The following is an 18,298-nucleotide window of genomic DNA, read 5'->3' as shown; positions in this document are numbered from 1 at the left end:
TCTCACCCCTTGAAGAACTGAATCCTTGAAGCTTTCGCCCAACCATTCTTTATTCAATACTCTACCATCTTAGCAAAGTTTTTCGCAAAATTCAATACTTACCCAAATGAATTAAAATAACAAATTTTCACTTTTATAATAGGTAATAAAAAGGCATTATTTTTTTCGCTTTATAATTATTGATCTTGAATTTTTTTCACATAGATGTGCTATACTTACGTAAACAATTAAATTTATTTGGAGGGATCTCTGATGAATATACGATATATTTCAATCTCTGGTAATACACGCTCATTTGTTCAACATTTAACAGCTTATGCCGAAGAGCAACATCAGCACAACGAAAAAAATCCTACGATTACTTTCAAAGAAATTTCGGAAAATTCTCCGTTAGAAGTAGAAACAGAACCATTTTTTACTTTTGTGCCTACCTATTTAGATGGTGGCGATGGCATCAACAACGGCAATACCGAAATTTTAACAGAAGTCATGCGAGAATATCTTACTTTTGAAAATAATTATCGTTATTGCTCTGGCGTGGTGGGCAGCGGCAATAAAAACTTTAACCACCAATACTGCCTGACAGCTAAACAGTATGCGGAACAATTTAACTTTCCCTTCTTAGCTGACTATGAATTAAGAGGTACTCAAGCGGATATTGAACGAATTTATGCTATTTTAAAGAAAAACCAATAAGCAAGTTTCATTACTAAAAAGCTCACCTATGATAGACTACATTTTGAGGTGAAAAAAATGAGAAATACATGGTTAGCAGAACAACTTCAGTCAATCAGCGAAGAACCCAATTCTTTTATTATCGAGGAAACCATCAAATATATTGAACAATTAGAAGATGATAATGAAAGTCTTCAAGTTGCATTGGAAGGAACTATTTGGAGTCCTAAAAAATGGAACGAACCATTGGAAAAATAATTTAAACAGAAGAAAAGAGCCAGAAACACTTACGTTTCTGGCTCTTTTCTTCTGTTATTTACAAATTATAGGCGTGCATTTAAATCTTTTGCTAATTCTTCAAAACCTGGTTTACCTAATAAAGCGAACATGTTGCGTTTGTAAGCTTCAACACCTGGTTGGTCAAATGGATTAACCCCATTTAAGTAACCTGAGATGCCCACCGCAATTTCGAAGAAGTACATAACATAACCTAATGAATAAGCATCCATTGTTGGCACTTTAACGATCATGTTTGGCACACCACCATCTGTGTGAGCAAGCAACGTACCTTCGAACGCTTTTGTATTGACGAAGTCGATTTCTTTTCCTTGTAAATAGCCTAGGCCATCTAGATCTTCATTTTGTTCTGGAATTGAAATGCTATGGCGTGGATTTTCAATTTTAACCACTGTTTCAAATAAGTTACGCATGCCTTCTTGAACATATTGACCCATAGAATGTAAGTCAGTTGAAAAATCTGCGGCTGCTGGGAAAATACCTTTGCCATCTTTACCTTCTGATTCACCGTATAATTGTTTCCACCATTCAGAGAAATAGTGCATGCCAGGCTCATAGTTAATTAACATTTCAGTTGTTTTGCCTTTACGATATAAAATATTACGTAACGCAGCATATTGATAGGCTTGGTTTTCTTTTAAGTCGCTCGTTGCGCCGTATTCTTTACGTGCATCATTTGCACCTTCCATTAAACGATCAATATCCGCGCCGCTAACAGCGATTGGTAAAAGACCTACTGGCGTTAAAACAGTGAAACGGCCGCCCACATCATCAGGAATCACAAATGTTTCCCAACCTTCCGCATCAGCTTCAACTTTTACTGCTCCTTTAGCACGGTCAGTTGTCGCATAAATACGTTTATTGGCTTCTTCTTTGCCATATTTATTAATTAATAACTCTTTAAAGACGCGGAAAGCAATCGCTGGTTCTGTCGTAGTTCCAGATTTTGAAATAACGTTGACAGAAAAATCACGATCACCAATCACATTGATTAAATCAGCTAAATAAGTTGAGCTGATGCTATTTCCAGCAAAGAAGATTTGTGGCGCTTTCCGTTCTTCTTTTGATAATAGATTATTAAATGAATGTGTCAAAAATTCAATTGCTGCACGGGCACCTAAATATGAACCACCGATACCAATGACTACTAATACCTCAGAGTCAGATTGAATTTTTGCTGCTGCTTTTTTAATGCGCGCGAATTCTTCTTTGTCATAGTTTTCTGGTAAATCAATCCAGCCAGTAAAATCATTACCAGCTCCTGTACCTTCACGTAATGCTTTGTCCACTGCAGTGACTTGTGTTTGCATGTATTCCAATTCATGGTCAGCAACAAATGGTGCTAATTTGGAATAATCTAATTGAATGTGTGACATTCCTTTTCCTCCTCGAAAGTAAACTTACTACATGTATACTTTACGTGTTTTTAGACATTTTTTCAAGCAAATTCTTTTGGATAGACCAATTGTTTAATTTTAACTATTTAATTAGAGATATTTATTCTCTTAATCAAACAAACCAATAAAAAATGCTAGGATTTCCTAGCATTTTTTGTTATTAAACGAGTCCTTGACTTAGCATCGCTGCCGCTACTTTTTCGAAGCCAGCAATATTCGCACCTAAAACAAAGTTATCTCGTGCCTGATATTCGTTAGCTGTATCACGACAAGTCTCATAAATATTTTGCATAATTTGATCTAGCATACCATCAACTTTTTCAAAGGACCAAGCTAAACGTTCAGCATTTTGGCTCATCTCTAATGCAGAAACCGCAACACCACCTGCATTAGCGGCTTTACCTGGACAATAAATTACAGCTGATTTAGCAAAAACGGCGACTGCTTCTAGTGTACAAGGCATATTTGCGCCTTCTGCCACGACTTTCACTCCGTTTTTCACTAAAATAGCAGCTTGCTTTTCGTTGATTTCATTTTGTGTTGCACATGGTAACGCAATGTCATACGCTGTTTCGAAATCCCAAACAGATTCTTTATCATAATAAGTTGCGCCTTTACGTGTTTCAACATATTTTGAAATGCGTTCACGATTTTTTTCTTTTAGTTCTTTTACTAACGCCACATCAATTCCTTCTGGATCATAGACAAAACCAGACGAATCGGAACATGTGATTACTGTGGCACCTAGCTCAGTTGCTTTTTCCATGGCATAAATTGCGACATTCCCGCTACCAGAAACAGCAACTTTTTTGCCTTCAAACGTATCGTTTTTATCTGCTAATAAATGTTTAACAAAATAAACCGTTCCATAACCCGTCGCTTCTGTTCTTGCTTGGCTTCCCCAGTATCCTAAAGGTTTGCCAGTCAACACTCCTGCATCATAGTTGCGCAAGCGTTTATACATGCCAAACAAATAACCAATTTCACGAGCGCCTACGCCAATATCGCCTGCTGGAACATCTGTACTTGGACCAATATGTTTTTGAAGTTCGGTCATGAAACTTTGACAAAAGCGCATCACTTCAGCATCTGACTTACCTTTTGGATCAAAATCACTACCGCCTTTGCCGCCACCGATTGGCAAACCAGTTAAACTATTTTTAAAAATTTGTTCAAAGGCCAAAAACTTCATCACACTTAAATTCACACTTGGATGAAACCGCAAACCACCTTTGTATGGTCCAATCGCTGAATTATATTGAACACGATAGCCTCTGTTCACATGCCAGTTGCCCTGGTCATCTTGCCACGGCACACGAAATTGAAAAATACGTTCAGGTTCAATCAAGACACCTAAAATATTTGCTTCAATGTATTGAGGATTTTTTTCTAAAAAACCTTCTACGGTTGGTAAAAACTCATCGACTGCTTGTAAATATTCTGTTTGACCTTGGTCTAATTGGTGAATCTTTTCTTGAATATTTTTAACATATTGTTTTGCGTCCATTTAATCATCCTCTCATTGTTATAGGTTTATTTTAACTGAAAATTCAAAAATTACCATAGTCAAACGTTTATTTTTTCCTTAAATCCAGAAAAAATCCCGTAATTATGGTACACTACCTATTGAATTGGAGGAGAACTATGAAGAAATTTGATGTAATTATTGTCGGCGCTGGGACGAGTGGTATGATGGCCACGATTGCGGCCGCAGAAGCAGGCGCTCAAGTATTATTGATTGAAAAAAATCGCCGTGTTGGGAAAAAATTATTAATGACTGGTGGCGGCCGCTGTAATGTAACCAATAATCGGCCCGCAGAAGAAATCATTTCATTTATTCCTGGGAATGGAAAATTTTTATACAGCGCATTTTCACAATTTGATAACTATGATATCATGAACTTTTTTGAATCCAATGGTATTCACTTAAAAGAAGAAGATCACGGACGCATGTTCCCTGTTACAGATAAATCGAAGTCAATTGTTGATGCGCTATTTAACCGCATTAACGAATTAGGAGTCACTGTTTTTACAAAAACACAGGTCACAAAATTACTACGAAAAGACGATCAAATAATTGGCGTTGAAACCGAACTGGAAAAAATTTATGCACCGTGTGTTGTATTAACAACTGGCGGCCGCACTTATCCTTCCACAGGAGCAACTGGTGATGGCTATAAACTAGCCAAAAAAATGGGGCATACCATCAGCCCTCTCTACCCTACCGAATCGCCTATTATTTCTGAAGAACCTTTTATCCTTGATAAAACGTTGCAAGGTCTCTCTTTACAAGATATTAATTTAACTGTTTTGAACCAAAAAGGAAAACCTTTAGTTAATCATCAAATGGATATGCTGTTTACACATTTTGGCATTTCAGGACCTGCCGCGCTCCGCTGTTCTAGTTTTATTAACCAAGAATTAACTCGCAACGGCAATCAACCTGTCACGGTAGCCTTGGATGTGTTTCCTACAAAATCTTTTGAAGAAGTGCTGAAAAACGTTGATTACATGATTGAGGAACAGCCAAATAAAGTGGCAAAAAATGCCTTTCATTCTTTAATACCAGAACGTCTGCTTACTTTTTATCTAGAGAAACTAGCAATTGAAGAAGTGCCTGCCAAACAACTGACAGAAAAGCAACGTCTTTCCTTTGTTGAACTACTGAAAGACTTTCAGTTCACTGTTACGAAAACATTGCCCTTGGAAAAATCTTTTGTCACAGGCGGTGGGATTTCCCTCAAAGAAGTGACCCCTAAAACAATGGAGAGCAAATTAGTCAATGGTTTATTTTTTGCTGGTGAACTTTTAGATATTAATGGCTATACTGGAGGCTACAATGTTACAGCTGCATTTGTCACTGGACATGTTGCTGGCTCCCATGCCGCAGAAATTGCAGAATACACCTATTTACCAATTGAAGAAGTCTAAACAAAAAGTCGCTAAAATAGCGACTTTTTGTCTACTTTTTTTATTTATCAATAATTTTCCCGTTTTCTAAATAAATAGTGCGGGTGGCTACTTTTTCCACAAACGTTTCATCATGCGATGTGAAAATTACTGTTCCTTGATAGGCACTTATAAATTCTTCAAGTGCTTGGATTGTCTCTAAATCAAGAAAATTGGTGGGTTCATCCAATAAGATGATATTATTTGGTTCTATAAATAATTGAGCCAAAGTAATTTTTATGGCTTCGCCACCACTTAGAGAAGATATCTTTGTCTGTAAATTTTCTTGTTGAAAACCTAGACGATATAAAAGTGAACGCACAATCTTTTCAGAATAATTTGTCCGCTTCAATAAATAAGTCAACAGTGGTTCATCATTTTTTAATCGATAATCTAATTGATGATACGTTCCTAACCGGACTTTGGGAGAAAAGTAAATGGCCGGGTGACGGGCTTCAATTTGTTGAAGGAAGGTACTCTTCCCAGCACCATTTTTTCCACAAAGTGCTATTTTTTCGTTTAAAGGAATTTGAACGTTCACTTGGTTAAGAATTGTTCGATTCTCATAAGCGAAAGTTAAATTTTCAATTCTAATTGGATATGGATTGTATAAAGAGAACTGATTATTAGTAGGAAAAATAATTTTTCGCTCTTGTTTTGCTTGCGCAACATCGGGTAATCTGTCAATTCTGGCATTAACCGCTTTCGCTTGTTTTTGGAGTGCTTTTTGTACGGTATCTTTTTGTTTAGAACCAGCTAAACGACTAGGTTGAATTTGCTTTTGTTTTTGTTTTTTTGAAACATGACTAGATTTTTGCGCTTGTGCTTGTTTCTTTGCGTAAGATTCCTGTAATTTTTTCTTTTCCTTTTGATATTGATGATAGACATTATATTGTGTTTGCTGTTCCAATTCTTTTTGACGACAATACGCATCGTAGTTCCCTAAATATTCTTTGACATGTCCATCCGAAACTTCCCAAATTTTCTCTGCTAATTGATTCAAGAAAAAGCGATCATGACTAACAAACAAAACGGTCCCATAATAATACGTTAAATCTGCCACTAACAACTGACGATGTTCTTTATCTAAATGTGTGGTTGGTTCATCTAAAATAACCCCGGTTGGATACTCTGAAAATAATGTTGCTAAGCGTTTTTGGACTTTTTCGCCACCACTTAGTTTTTGATTTTTCTGATTTAGCAAACAGTTTTTGTCAGTTTTCTCTGATTCATTCGTTATTTCTTCAGCTACTTGTGCCAAGTAATGAAAGTCGTTCAATCTTTGAACTTTTCCTTTATCTGATTGAATCTTACCCATAATTAAATTGAGCAGTGTTGATTTTCCTGCGCCGTTTTTACCAATAATCCCAATTTTTTCATTTTCATATACAAATAATTCATCAATTTCTAGAATTGGTTTTCCCGAAAAGTGAATACTTACTTCTTTCAGATGAATACTTAATTTTTTCATTTCGCCCTCTTCTTTCATTTCTGAAACGAAAGAATCTTGGGTACGCAAAAAAGGACAGCCTAATCGCTATCCTTGTAGTTTCGTATAAAAGTACACACGTCACCCATGAATTTTAATTTCAGACTTTTTGATAAGATTTATTCAATTTATTTTGTCAAAAAGTCAATCCAAATTCTGATAGATGCCAACATACAATTATACCTCCTCGTTTAATTACTCCCACATTAACACCTCTGCTTCCTTTTGTCAATTCTGACCCTAAAATCAGAGAATCGGACTTTAGTAGGATACAATTTTACCGAAACTATGGCAAAATAAAGACGGAGGTGAAAACCATGAAGATTACATTGACACGAAAAACATCAGCTTGGGGCGCGTTACGCTATTTTACATTTTATAAAAATGGTGTGCATCAAGGGAAACTTTTTACTAATGTACCTATTGAAATTGAGGCTGATCCTGGGGATGTTTTAACGTTCTATGAAGGCTGGTTCCAATTTTATCGGCGCATTGAAGTTACTGAAGATACCAAAGAAATCACGATTATCAATTCTAAAAAATTGCAACACGTTTTTTATACCTGTGTCGTCTTATTTTTAATTTTAACGCTATTATTCCTTTCCGCACAGAAACTTTCGACATTTATTATTGCTGAAATTTTAATTTACTCTGGTATTCAGTGGCTGTTCCGGCAACAAACCTATCATTTTACTGTCAAGAAAAAAACGGAACCCTTTGCTTCCTATTCTAAAAAAAGTATCGCACACTAAACGAATCTTTAGCGTGCGATATTTTTTAATTACTTTTCATTAATTCGGCCACATATGTGACTGTTTCTGGTTGTGTTTCTTCAATTTTATTAATCGCATCTGCAAAATTCGGTAAATGTGCTTTGTGGGCAATTAATAATTCGTCCAACAAGGTCTTCGCCATGACGCCGCCAGGAACTAATGGATTAATAGTGAAAGCATGCAATGCTGCGCCGTAATCACCATTGATGGCTGCTCGAATAACCGTTTCTTCCATAGCTTTCATATTTTGAATAATTCCTCGTGCTGCTGGCGGAAAGGCCCCCCAGTTGTAAGGTTCATGGCCATGTGCTGTTACAGGTCCAGATACTTCTACAACACAATCATACGGTAAATCAGTAATTGTCCCATTATTTTCAGTAGAAACAACCATATCCGTTCGTTTATCATTATAAATTGATGCGATCATTTCACAAGCTGCATCGCTATAGTGTGTGCCGCCCCGTTCTTCTAATTCTTTTGGTTTGTAATTTAGTTTGGGATCTTTATACAATTCAAACAGACGACCTTCCGTTTCTTTAACCACTTGTGCTCTTGTTTCGCCCCGTTCATACTCTTCGATGGAATGCTTCAACATCTCATCTTCAATATAATAATAGCGATGATAACCACATGGTAACATTCCTAAATCTTTTAACTGTTCATAATGGAACGGCGCATCAAAAATATTTTTCAAATGACTTTCTTGCTCTTGCTTAGGTCCGTAAATTAAATCAATGAGTTCTTGTGTTCGCTCTTGTCCTTCTTTGTCCCAAACGCGGTGCCAATGGAAATGATTAATTCCAGCAAATTTAAAGAATAAGTCTTCTTCTGGAATTCCCAGCATTTCGGCCGCTTGTTTTCTATGACCAATCGGCACATTACATAAGCCAACTGTTTTTTTCCAACCGCCATGTTTAATTGCGGCTTCCGTAACCATTCCAGCTGGATTGGTAAAATTCACTAACCAAGCATCTGGGCAAAGACGTTTCATATCGTCAATAATAGCTAAAATGACAGGAATCGTTCGAAATGCTTTAAACATTCCTCCCGCGCCATTTGTTTCTTGGCCTAATACTCCATGGGACAAAGGAATCCGTTCATCTTTAATGCGAGCATCTAATAATCCTACACGAAACTGTGTTGAAACAAAATCCGCCCCTTCTAAGGCTGCTTCACGGTCCAATGTTAAATGAACTTCCCAATCTAAACCAGCAGCTTTAATCATGCGCTTCGCCATTGCCCCAACGATTTCCAATTTTTCTTTACCAGCTTCAATATCGACTAACCAAATTTCCTTAATTGGCAGTTCATCTTTTCTTTTAATATATCCTTCAATTAATTCAGGTGTATAACTAGAACCGCCACCAATTGTTGCAATTTTTAATGCTCCTCTTGTCATCCGTCTTCTTCCTCCTTGATTAAATTGTTATCGTTTACATCTTTAGGATAAATTATGGGAATGTTCCCATGTCAAGCACTATTTTCAAAAAAATGTATGCTATACTTCTTATAAGAATACATTCCACTTTGGAGGTAAAAAATGACGTCTATCATTGATGTAGCAAAAGTTGCCGGTGTCTCGAAATCGACTGTTTCTCGCTTAATTTCTGGAAAAGGATATGTGAGTACCGATAGTCAAGAAAAAATTCTCAAAGCAATGAAAGAATTAAATTATACTCCGAATTATGTGGCGCGGAATTTACGAGCAGGTGCCACAAAAACCATTGGCTTTTTAGCCCCTAGTTATTTAGGTTCCTTAGGCATTTTCTTGAATCGCTTTATTTCAATTGCCAAAAATTACAATTATTCCGTAACCTTATTTTTTACAGATGGCGATCAGCAGAAAGAAATTGATGCCTTGAACCAATTAAAATACAAACAATTAGATGGCTTGTTTTTATTGACACGAACAAATGAATGGTCGGTGATTGAGCCTTACAGCGCATATGGTCCTTTAGCAACCTGGCATCGTATCGATTCACCTAATATATACTCTTCCTACATTGATCATTACTCTGGTTACTATCGTTCCTTAGAATATTTACAACAACAAGGATACCAAAAAATCGGTCATGTCCTCGGTAATCCCGAAAATTTAAACACGCAAGCACGAAAACGTGCAATGAAAGATTTTTATGAAAACACTCAGGCACCTTGGCAAGCTGAGTGGCTGATTAATGATCAGTATACTAACCATTCTGGTCGCAAAATTGCCCATTACTGGCAACAATTAACCGAAAAGCCAGAAGCTTTGGCCTTTTATAATGATCACGTAGCAGCTGAGTTTATTTCAGAACTTGAAAATCTAAATTATGCCGTTCCTCGAGATGTCGCTGTCATTGGCTTTGATAATAGTTATGTCAGTGAATTGATGCATATTACGACTGTTGATTATGCCATTCAGTATCAAGCCGAAAACTCATTTATTTACCTATACAACCAATTAAATCAGACGAACATTCCTGAAAAAAAATTAACCGTTCGTCTAGTTGAACGACGAACGGTGCCTAAAAAAAAACCGGCAGATCAGTCACTTTGACTGATTTACCGGGTCCTTTTAGAGTTAAACAAAAATTATTTATGCTTTTGTTCATTTTTTAAAATAGAAATTGACTGTTTTAAGGATTGAATCATGCCGCCTTCGCTGTATACAAGAACGTTTGATTTGTATAAACGAGCAGAGAAGATTGTTAAAATAATTCCAAAGACTGCCAAAATCACTAATGAGACAATTGCTTCCATTGTTGATGCCGTTTCGGTCGCCAAGCGTACTGGCATAATGTATGACGAAATCAGCGGAATAAAGGAAGTCACTTTCACCACGATATTTTGTGGATCATTCGTCCCAAACGTAATGCCGATCATATAACCGATTAAACCAATATACATGATGGGCTGAACTGCTTTTGCTGTATCCTCTGGTTTGGAAACAAGAGAACCACAAAGTGCTGCCAAAACAGCAAAAACGAGAATACCAATAATGAAAAAGCCTAATGTAAAAATAAAGGTTGATGAAAAAATATTTTGTGGTGAAATACCACTTAATAGACTTTTCATAAAATCAAGATTTTTCAATTGAGAATAGCCGAGAACAAACGCCACTCCGTAAATGAAAATTTGTGTTAAAGCTACTAGAATAACCCCAGTTAATTTGCCATAAAAATGGGTTTGCGCTTTTGTACTAGAGAGAATAACTTCCATGATTCTAGTGCCTTTTTCAGAAGCAATCTCTTGGGCAATAATTGAAGAATAACTGCTGATGAAGACAAATAACAAAATTGTTATCCCCATTGCTAACGCCATTTGAATCCCTGTGTTATCTTCTCCTGTTTTTATTTTGCCATTTTCATCAAAACTAATTTTGGCTTTTTTAAATGTTGCTTGTTGATTCAACATGGCAACTTGCTCAGCTGTTAGGTTTAAACGATTGGCATTCGCCATTGTTTGTAATTGGTTTAACATTTGAGGGATTAGCATCTCGGTTGCATTTCCTAAAGAGCGTTCAGAGTAAAGCTGACCAGAAATCTGATTATCTGTAGTGTCCAAAAGTAAATAGGCATCAATTTTCTCGTCTTTTAATTGTTCTTGGGCCTTTTTCTCAGAAGAAACAGCTTTAAAAGAAAAGTCCTCTGTTTTATTCTTTGTCAACTCTTTAACCAGCGCTTGATTTTCCGAAACCAGACCAATGGTAGTATCTCCTGAAAAACCGCTAGCTAGAGAGCCCGCTAAGTAAACAATTCCTACAAGAAGAAATGGCGCTAAAATCATGATTAAGAAAGACAGCGACTTCACATTTTTCTTATAGACATCAGTCGCAATAATCCAAAATTTACTCATCTCGCCCACCTACTTTCATTTTGAAAATTTCTTCCAATGTTGGTGGTTGTTGATTAAACATTGGAATGTAGCCGTTGGCTGTCGCTTTATCAAACAACACTTTGCCCACTTCAGCGTTTTCTAATGTCGCTTCTAAGACGCCATCTTGTCGCAAGTGTGCTTCTTTCACACCTGCTGTAGCAGCAACTTCCTCAACAGATAACGGTGATTCTAAAAATAATTTTGTTCGACCAAATTGTTGTCGAATTTCATGAACCTGACCATCTAAAACCATGCGTCCATTTTTTAACATGACTAAATGGTCACAGATTTTTTCCACATTGTCCATATTATGACTGGAAAAAATGACACAAGAACCTTGATTTTTCAATTCAATAATGCCGTCTTTTAATAATTCTGCATTAACTGGATCCAAGCCACTGAATGGTTCGTCTAAAATAATTAACTTCGGTTCATGAATAAGTGTCGCAATCAATTGAACTTTTTGTTGATTTCCTTTTGATAAAGATTTAACTTTATCTGTTTTTTTGCCTTTAACTTGAAATTTTTCCATCCAAAAGTCAATTTTAGGTTCAATTTCTTTTTTAGTTTTCCCCCGCAATGAAGCGAAATAAATTAGTTGGTCTTCAATCGTAATTTTAGGATATAAACCCCGTTCTTCTGGTAAATAACCAATAATATTGTATTCTTTTTCGTTTAATGGTTGACCATTCCATAAAACCGACCCGCTATCTTGTGTTAAAAAATTTAAAATCAAGCGAAACGTAGTTGTTTTTCCGGCACCATTTTGGCCAATTAATCCTAAAATTTTCCCGTCCGGTATCGTAAAGGATACATGATCAACTGCTTTAAAATCCCCAAAGGTTTTGACTAACTCTTTTACCTCTAACACATAAACGCCCCCTTCACTTTTTCTAAACCGCTGTTTAGTTACTCATATCGTATCTTTCCTGTGTTAGCTTGTCAATGACAATTGTTATGGAAAGATGTTGCACGCTTTATTTTCTGCTAAGCGAAAAAGGCCATCCGTCTCGGCAGAAATATGCACTTCATTTGCGGTCAAGCCTGTGCTTTCATAAAATTTATTTTTAAATTCCTTTGCCGATTTTGATGATTGGCAGGCCCAAATTCGACCTGTACGATTCAGCCACGTACCCAATTCATTTATTAAACGCTCATCAATCAGTAATTGATTTGGTACTTTTTTAAATTTTATTTGATAAACGGGTGTTAGTATTTTCATGATCAGACGTCCTCTCTTTTAAGTTAGTATTAGTATATCACGAAAGAAATCGTTATCATATTTTCTTGAGAGTTCAACTTTTCATGAAAAAATTGAATAAAAAAAAACAGAGCCTGGGACAAAAATCACTTTGGATTTTTGTCCCAGGCTTAAAACCTTATAAACGGCGGGAACAGAACCAACACTACGCGTTGCTCCGATCTCAACAACTTCTAAGGTGTTTTCTCGACATGCGTCTCGTCACAGTACAGCCTTCAAAAGAGCTACAGCTCTAAGAGTTGCGATGTTTCACTGTGAAGCATGAACAGATGAAATCATCGTACCTACTTGGTGAAGGTCCTTCGGAACTTACAAGGATAAAACTGTGACGAGCCTTTGGCGAGAAAACAATAAGCCGAAATTGACTTTCTCACACAAGTGTTCGGCGTATCTTAATCCTTCCAAGTGTTGAGAATCACGAAGAACGTAGTGATTCGATGATGAACAATACCTACTTCGCAGAGCTCCGATCTCATCAATCTCTAAGTGATAAATCACTAAGAATTGAAGGACTTGGTCTCCAAAAATTAAAGAACACCGGGTCCTTCAATTCTAGCATGTTCCATGCGTAGAAATTGATGCGAACGAAACGGAGTGTAGTGTATCATGCAACATCAACTCGTACCTCGTTGTGTTTTATGACAATTTTCGGAAATTTCTTCTTATTGCTGAGAAACACTATTTGCAAAGCAAATAGATGTTGAACAGTACCTACTTGGTTCTCGGAGCTAAACGTTTCTGTCCCGACCTCTGGCTTGTTTTCATTTATTTTTCTATCTCAGAGGTTGTTTCTTGGTGCAAATGACGATACACATTCTTTGCGACAGTTTCAGGTAACCCAGCTTTTCTTAATTCTTCAACACTGGCTGCCGTAATATTTTTAAGCGATTTAAATTCTTTTAAAAGATTTTTTTTGCGTTTCGGTCCCAAGCCTTCAATGTTATCTAATTTGGAAGCAAAACTATTTTTACTACGTAATTGACGATGAAATGTGATTGCAAAACGATGGACTTCATCTTGGATTCGTTGCAACAAGAAAAATTCTTGTGAGTTTCTTTCCAATGGTACAACTTCTAAGTCTGGACCAAATAAAAGTTCACTCGTTTTGTGCTTGTCGTTCTTGGCTAATCCAGCTACAGGAATATCGACTCCTAGTTGATTGGCTAACACATCTTTGGCAACATCGACTTGACCTTTACCACCATCGATTAAAATTAAATCAGGAAAAGGCAAGCCTTCTTTTAAAACTCGTGAATATCTGCGATAAATGACTTCTCTCATAGAAGCGTAATCATCAGGACCTTGCACGGTTTTTATTTTATATTTTCGATACTCATTTTTAGCTGGCCGTCCGTCAATAAACACAACCATCGCAGAAACAGGGTTTGTTCCCATAATATTTGAGTTATCAAATGCTTCAATTCGAATGGGCGCAGGTATGTTCATCGCATTGCCTAATTTTTCAACTGCGCCAATTGTTCGTTCTTGTTTCCGTACAATCAAATCGAATTTTTCATTTAAAGCAACTGCAGCATTTTTACTGGCTAATTTAACCAGTTTTTTCTTTTCTCCCCGTTGCGGCTGCAAGACTTTCGTAGCTAATAACGCTTCAACGCTTTCTTTATCAATGTCATCAGGAATCAAGACTTCTTTTGGCACAAAATGCTCATTCTCTTGATAAAATTGTCCAATAAAAGTTAAAAATGCTTCACTGGCATCATCATAAAATGGAAAAATCGATACATCACGTTCGATTAATTTTCCTTGTCTGACAAAGAATACTTGGACACACATCCAGCCTTTATCAACAGCATAACCAAACACATCACGATCAATTAAATCTACATTCGTCATTTTTTGGCGGGTCATAACTGTTTCAATCGCTTTAATTTGATCGCGAAATTCTGCAGCTTTTTCAAATTCCATATGTGCAGCTGCATAAGCCATTTTTTCTTGTAAGCGGTCCTGAATTTCTGTATGTCCACCAGAGAGAAACCCTTTAATCTCTTCCACCATATCTTTGTAGACTTGCGGATCCACATCAAAAGCATAGGGACACAGACATTGTCCTAAATGATAATACAAACAAGGTGTTTTTTGCGACGGATTACATTTTCGCAAAGGAAAAAGCCGATCTAACAGTTTCTTTGTTTCATTCGCTGCATTTACATCTGGATATGGGCCAAAATATAACGCTTTGTCTTTTAAAACCTTTCGAGTAATCATTAAACGAGGATATTTTTCGTTTGTGATTTTGATAAAAGGATAGGTTTTATCGTCTTTTAACATGATGTTATATTTGGGATTATTTTTATGGATTAAATTAATTTCTAATAAAAGTGCTTCAATATTCGATTCTGTCACAATATATTCAAAATCATCGATTTCACTGACTAATCGTTCTGTCTTAGTATCATGGCTACCACGAAAATAAGACCGGACACGGTTTTTCAAAATTTTGGCTTTCCCAACATAGATAATCGTGCCGTTTTTATCTTTCATTAAATAACAACCAGGTTGATCAGGAAGCAGTGCTAATTTATTTTTTATTCGTTCGTTCATACGATACTTCCTTTCTAACAAAATACTTCATCTATTATACACCTCTTTTTGTAATTAAACAAAAAAAGCCGCTACTTTATGTACGAAAGAAACAGCCTGAAAAGACAATCGCTAATGATTTCTCTTCAGACTGAATCAGACTATTCGTAATGACTAATCAACGTTTATAAGTGTTTGGCAATCATTGCTTGCAATTGATCTTTTGTATGAACACCGACTGCTTTTTCAACAACTTCGCCATCTTTTTTCAATAGCAATGTTGGGATGCTCATGATTCCAAAACTTGCTGGTGTTGTAGGATTTTCATCCACATCCATTTTGACGATTTTTACTTCGTCTTCATCATATTCTTCAGATAATTGTTCTAAGATGGGTGCTTGCATACGACAAGGGCCACACCAAGTTGCCCAAAAGTCGATTAAGACTAATCCTTCATCTGTTTCTGTTGCAAAATCTTTATCGGTAATTGCTTGTGTCATTTCACAAACCTCCTACTCTTTACTCTTACTACATGCTTAGTATAACACGTCATCTCTAAGATAGCGAGTGTTCTGCTTACTTATTGTAAGTCCTTGTTTATTGGAATTTCACGACAGTCGCACCATTACCGCCTTGGTTTTGTGGCGCAAATTCATAGCTTTTCACACTGCGGTGATTTTTTAAAAATTCCGTTATTCCGGTTCTTAATGCACCTGTTCCTTTACCGTGAACAATGGTTACTTGTGGATAGCCCGCTAGAATCGCAGCATCAATGTATTGGTCAACTTCTGCCAATGCTTCTTCGTAGCGTTTGCCACGTAAGTCTAGTTGTGTGCCAACATGACTGCTTTCTGCAGAACGAACCGTTGTAACTCTTGGTTTTGCTTCTTTTTGTGGAGCGACAGGCGTCATATCCTCTTCAGATACGTTCATTTTTAAAATGCCTAATTGGACTTGCCATTGTCCTTTGCCGTTGTCTTTTAATAATGTCCCTCGTTGGCCGTAGGTATTGACAATTACTTCATCGCCAGCTTTTAATTTTTTCTGCTCTTTCGCCTTCTTCAGCACTTTGTTTTTAGCAAGCTTGGTTTCTTCGTGGTGTAATTGAGAAAGTTGTGTTTTCGCATCAATTAACTGATGTTCTTTGACACCACCTTGTTGGCCACTTTCCAATTGCATTTTGCGAATATCAGAAATAATGGTTTCTGCGTTTTCTTCCGCTTCTGCAATAATTTTATTTGCTTCTTTCCGCGCTTTTTGTAATTCTTTTTCTCGTTCTTCAAAAAATACTTGATAGGCTTCTTTCAGTTCTTTATGCAAAGCGGCCGATTCATCAACATAGTGGCGAGCTTCTAAATATTCAGTTTCGGCCATTTTGCGACGGTTTTCCAAGTCTTCAATCATTTCGTTTAAATCTTGACTTTCACCGTCCATTATTTGTTTTGCAGCTTCAATAATACTATTGTCTAATCCAAGACGTTTCGAAATTTCAAAAGCATTACTTCGGCCAGGCACGCCAATTAATAAACGATAGGTTGGACTCAAGGTATCTACATCAAATTCCATACTGGCATTGATTGTTCCAGCTCGATTATAGCCATACACTTTTAATTCAGGATAATGGGTTGTTGCCATCACATAAGCTCCTTTAGCGCCCAATGAATCTAAAATGGCAATCGCTAAAGCGGCCCCTTCTTGCGGATCTGTCCCAGCACCTAATTCATCAAACAGTACTAAACTTTGATGATCGACTTTCTTTAAGACAGACACGATATTCGTCATATGTGAAGAGAAAGTACTTAAACTTTGTTCAATCGATTGTTCATCCCCGATATCCGCAAATACTTCTGTAAAAATCCCCATTTTACTCTCTTCTTCAACTGGAATAGGTAGTCCAGCTTGGCCCATTAATTGTAAAAGACCTAACGTTTTCAGAGTAATGGTTTTCCCGCCGGTATTAGGCCCTGTAATCACAATTGCTTGATATTCTTCACCAATCACAATGTCATTGGCTACAGCTTTTTCTGGATCCAATAGCGGGTGCCGAGCTTGTTTAAAAACTACATGATTTGCTTGACTAATTTCTGGAACAACTGCTTTTAGTTCTTTTCCTAGTCGCGCCTTAGCATTAATAAAATCAAGTTTACCGATTACATAAGCATTATGCGTAATTTCACGGCGATAAGGGACCAACTCGGCCGACAGTTCTGCCAAGATGCGAGTAATCTCATTTCTTTCGGCAATTTGTTGTTGTCGCAAGCGATTATTCATTTCTAAAATTTGTTTAGGTTCAATAAATAAGGTTTGACCTGAAGCACTTTGGTCGTGAACCACGCCACCAAAAACATTTTTATATTCTTGTTTGACTGGAATCACGTAGCGTTCATTTCGCATAGTAACAAGGGCATCACTTAGGTAACGTGCGTTTTTCCCACGAATAATACTATCTAGTTCTTCTCGAATGGTCTGCTCACTACGTCGAATATTTTGCCGAATTGCCTTTAAGGCTGGCGAAGCTTCATCTGTGACGTAGCCATCATCATCAATGGCTTGTTTGAGTTGGCGATTTAATTCAGGCAAAACTTCTAGTTGCTCTCGCCACATATATAAACGTTCAAAATCCACTTCATTTTCACTTAGCTCATCAAAAAAACGAGTCAGTTCTGAAGTAGTCGACAAGACACGGCCTACTTGTGCTAATTCTACACCATTTAAATCCGCACCAATTTCAATCCGTTTCATGTGTGGTTGGATATTTTCTAGTTTAGGAATAGGGATTCCACCACGTAATCGTTGAACTTTTAAACCATCCTGTGTTTCATTTAGCCATGATTGAATTTTATTTTCATCAGCAATCGGTAATAATTCCGAAACTTCGTTTGTCCCCTGAGCTGTCACAATAAATTGCAACAACTGTTGTTTTACTTTATCAAACCCTAATGTTGATAGAATGCGCTGATTCATTTTTCCACCTACTTTTCTAACTTTTTCATTTGTTGAAAAGACTGAGACATAACATAAGAAGTTTCGCTTTTGCTCACTTACTTCTTATCTCTAT

General features: G+C 36.8%; 15 protein-coding genes and 1 other annotated feature (1 of these 16 only partly in view). Of the genes, 5 read left to right on the top strand and 10 right to left on the bottom strand.

Features of this window, described 5'->3' with window-relative positions; translation table 11 throughout:
* Positions 1-44, bottom strand: a sequence feature (sodium ion sensor (DUF1646 type); this cis-regulatory element may regulate processes involved in with the transportation of sodium ions); it reaches 4 nt to the left of the window's first position.
* A gap of 208 nt (positions 45-252) precedes the next feature.
* Positions 253-696 carry a class Ib ribonucleoside-diphosphate reductase assembly flavoprotein NrdI gene (nrdI, locus tag IGJ52_RS06310; protein ID WP_010816499.1) on the top strand — a complete coding sequence of 148 codons (444 nt, stop codon included), beginning with the start codon at positions 253-255 and terminating at the stop codon, positions 694-696.
* 57 nt (positions 697-753) lie between these two features.
* Entirely contained in the window at positions 754-933 is a 180-nt protein-coding gene (locus IGJ52_RS06305) for a hypothetical protein (protein WP_002357684.1), read from the top strand.
* A 65-nt stretch (positions 934-998) separates the two neighbouring features.
* Here the strand turns inward: IGJ52_RS06305 and IGJ52_RS06300 are convergent, their stop codons facing one another.
* Together IGJ52_RS06300 and gdhA are read right to left on the bottom strand one after the other, a co-directional pair.
* The gene (locus IGJ52_RS06300; protein WP_002357685.1) at positions 999-2,348 is read right to left on the bottom strand and encodes a glucose-6-phosphate isomerase; all 1,350 of its coding nucleotides are present in this window, start codon (positions 2,346-2,348) and stop codon (positions 999-1,001) included.
* A gap of 181 nt (positions 2,349-2,529) precedes the next feature.
* Positions 2,530-3,876 carry an NADP-specific glutamate dehydrogenase gene (gene gdhA, locus IGJ52_RS06295; RefSeq protein WP_002366640.1) on the bottom strand — a complete coding sequence of 449 codons (1,347 nt, stop codon included), beginning with the start codon at positions 3,874-3,876 and terminating at the stop codon, positions 2,530-2,532.
* A gap of 137 nt (positions 3,877-4,013) precedes the next feature.
* Between gdhA and IGJ52_RS06290 the strand changes: the two genes are divergently transcribed.
* On the top strand, positions 4,014-5,300 hold the full coding sequence (locus IGJ52_RS06290) for an NAD(P)/FAD-dependent oxidoreductase (RefSeq protein ID WP_002361770.1): 1,287 nt from the start codon (positions 4,014-4,016) through the stop codon (positions 5,298-5,300).
* Positions 5,301-5,340: 40 nt separating this feature from the next.
* Here IGJ52_RS06290 and abc-f read toward each other — a convergent pair whose 3' ends face one another.
* The gene (gene abc-f / locus IGJ52_RS06285; protein ID WP_438792182.1) at positions 5,341-6,807 is read right to left on the bottom strand and encodes a ribosomal protection-like ABC-F family protein; all 1,467 of its coding nucleotides are present in this window, start codon (positions 6,805-6,807) and stop codon (positions 5,341-5,343) included.
* Positions 6,808-7,052: 245 nt separating this feature from the next.
* Here abc-f and IGJ52_RS06280 point away from each other — a divergent pair, with 245 nt between their 5' ends.
* A complete protein-coding gene (locus IGJ52_RS06280) occupies positions 7,053-7,559 on the top strand; it encodes a hypothetical protein (protein ID WP_002366637.1) in 507 nt (168 codons plus the stop codon).
* Between the two features lie 25 nt (positions 7,560-7,584).
* Here the strand turns inward: IGJ52_RS06280 and IGJ52_RS06275 are convergent, their stop codons facing one another.
* The gene (locus tag IGJ52_RS06275; RefSeq protein ID WP_438791973.1) at positions 7,585-8,979 is read right to left on the bottom strand and encodes a 6-phospho-beta-glucosidase; all 1,395 of its coding nucleotides are present in this window, start codon (positions 8,977-8,979) and stop codon (positions 7,585-7,587) included.
* A 141-nt stretch (positions 8,980-9,120) separates the two neighbouring features.
* Here IGJ52_RS06275 and IGJ52_RS06270 point away from each other — a divergent pair, with 141 nt between their 5' ends.
* Positions 9,121-10,119: a LacI family DNA-binding transcriptional regulator gene (locus IGJ52_RS06270; RefSeq protein ID WP_016613969.1), complete on the top strand. Its 999-nt coding sequence runs from the start codon at positions 9,121-9,123 to the stop codon at positions 10,117-10,119.
* Positions 10,120-10,154: 35 nt separating this feature from the next.
* Here IGJ52_RS06270 and IGJ52_RS06265 read toward each other — a convergent pair whose 3' ends face one another.
* The 6 genes from IGJ52_RS06265 to IGJ52_RS06240 form a co-directional block, all read right to left on the bottom strand.
* Positions 10,155-11,417 (bottom strand): ABC transporter permease, encoded by a 1,263-nt coding sequence (locus IGJ52_RS06265; protein WP_010715169.1) that lies wholly within the window; start codon positions 11,415-11,417, stop codon positions 10,155-10,157.
* Positions 11,410-12,309 carry an ABC transporter ATP-binding protein gene (locus IGJ52_RS06260; RefSeq protein WP_010816496.1) on the bottom strand — a complete coding sequence of 300 codons (900 nt, stop codon included), beginning with the start codon at positions 12,307-12,309 and terminating at the stop codon, positions 11,410-11,412. The genes IGJ52_RS06265 and IGJ52_RS06260 overlap by 8 nt, the downstream gene beginning before the upstream one ends.
* 84 nt (positions 12,310-12,393) lie before the next feature.
* The gene (locus tag IGJ52_RS06255) at positions 12,394-12,660 is read right to left on the bottom strand and encodes a DUF3884 family protein (protein ID WP_438791972.1); all 267 of its coding nucleotides are present in this window, start codon (positions 12,658-12,660) and stop codon (positions 12,394-12,396) included.
* 804 nt (positions 12,661-13,464) lie between these two features.
* Positions 13,465-15,261, bottom strand: a complete 1,797-nt coding sequence (gene uvrC / locus IGJ52_RS06250) for an excinuclease ABC subunit UvrC (protein WP_002371199.1) — start codon at positions 15,259-15,261, stop codon at positions 13,465-13,467.
* Between the two features lie 164 nt (positions 15,262-15,425).
* The gene (trxA, locus tag IGJ52_RS06245) at positions 15,426-15,740 is read right to left on the bottom strand and encodes a thioredoxin (RefSeq protein WP_002419758.1); all 315 of its coding nucleotides are present in this window, start codon (positions 15,738-15,740) and stop codon (positions 15,426-15,428) included.
* 97 nt (positions 15,741-15,837) lie between these two features.
* Complete coding sequence (locus IGJ52_RS06240; protein ID WP_002374929.1) at positions 15,838-18,204, bottom strand: endonuclease MutS2; 2,367 nt, start codon at positions 18,202-18,204, stop codon at positions 15,838-15,840.
* Positions 18,205-18,298: the final 94 nt, after the last annotated feature.

Source organism: Enterococcus sp. DIV1758 (genome assembly GCF_051711985.1).
GTDB lineage: Bacteria > Bacillota > Bacilli > Lactobacillales > Enterococcaceae > Enterococcus > Enterococcus faecalis.
The sequence above is the reverse complement of the archived record's forward strand: the minus strand, read 5'-3'. Positions and strand labels throughout refer to the sequence as shown.